The organism is Vibrio sp. 10N.222.46.A1 (genome assembly GCF_041473595.1).
GTDB lineage: Bacteria > Pseudomonadota > Gammaproteobacteria > Enterobacterales > Vibrionaceae > Vibrio > Vibrio tasmaniensis_A.
Genome location: NZ_JBFRSN010000180.1, coordinates 1 through 1,167 on the forward strand (window position 1 = coordinate 1; position 1,167 = coordinate 1,167).

A 1,167-nucleotide genomic window follows, 5' to 3' on the forward strand; every position below is an offset into this window, starting at 1 on the left:
GGTTGCGGGTCCAACGTCTTACACCATTGATGAAGACTCAGTACTGACCTTCAGTGAGTCTCAAGTGTTGCTTAATGCCTCAGATGTAGAAGGGGATGTTGAGCTTGTGGGTATTAGCTACGATGGCCCTGAGGGAATCTTCTCAGTAAATGGTGATGGCACTTGTAGCTTCGCTCCGAATGAGAACTTTAATGGCCAAGTTCAGCTTGATGTCACCATTCGTGATGAAGACGGTGCAGAAGTTGAAACCGTCATCAATGTTGACGTATTGCCAATCAATGATGCGCCAGTATCGGGTGATTTGGCTTACAGCGTTAACGAAGATGGTTCAATCACACTGAGCCAAGATCAGCTGTTGTCTCAAGCGTCTGATGTTGAAGGTGAAGACCTAACAGCAAGCGATTTAACGGTTGGTGGTGATGCGACAGTTGTAGCTAACGACGATGGCAGCTTCACGATTACGCCAGATGAGAACTTCAATGGTGACATTGATATTCAATTCAACATCACTGATGGTACTGACACAGTTCAAGCAACCGCCGATCTTACTGTTAACCCAGTTAATGACTTGCCGGTTCCTCAAGATCAACAATTCAGTATTGCAGAAGACGGTACGCTGCAATTTACAGATGCCGACTTACTTACCGGTGCCACCGATATTGATGGCGACGACTTAACCGTTGAAGGTATTAGCTATACAGGTGGTGATGGCGTACTGACCGACCACGGTGATGGTACTTATACCTTTGCGCCAAATGAAAACTTCAATGGCGATGTGAACTTTAGTTTCGATGTGTCTGATGGCACAGAAACGGTCAGCGCTAACATTGATGTCAGTGTGACGCCTGAGAACGATCCGCCAGTTGCGGGTTCAACCTCGTACATGGTCAACGAAGACAATGCCATCACAATTTCTGATGAGCAGTTGCTAGCAAACTCTTCTGACGTTGAAGGTGCAGTGTCGATTGACAGCGTAACTTACAGCGGCACAGATGGTGTGTTCCAAGATAATGGTGACGGCAGTTACACCTTCCTTCCTAATGAAAACTTCAGTGGCGATATCAGCCTTGACGTTATTGTTGCCGATGAAGACGGTTCGATTGATGAAACCACTGCGGGCATCACCGTTCTAGAAGTGAATGATCCACCGGTTGCGGGTCCAACGTC

General features: G+C 47.0%; 1 protein-coding gene. It reads left to right on the forward strand.

The genetic code is table 11. The features are described 5' to 3' along the window. The coding region (locus AB4496_RS06185; RefSeq protein WP_372130697.1) for a cadherin-like domain-containing protein at positions 1 to 1,167 on the forward strand (1,167 nt) is incomplete at both ends.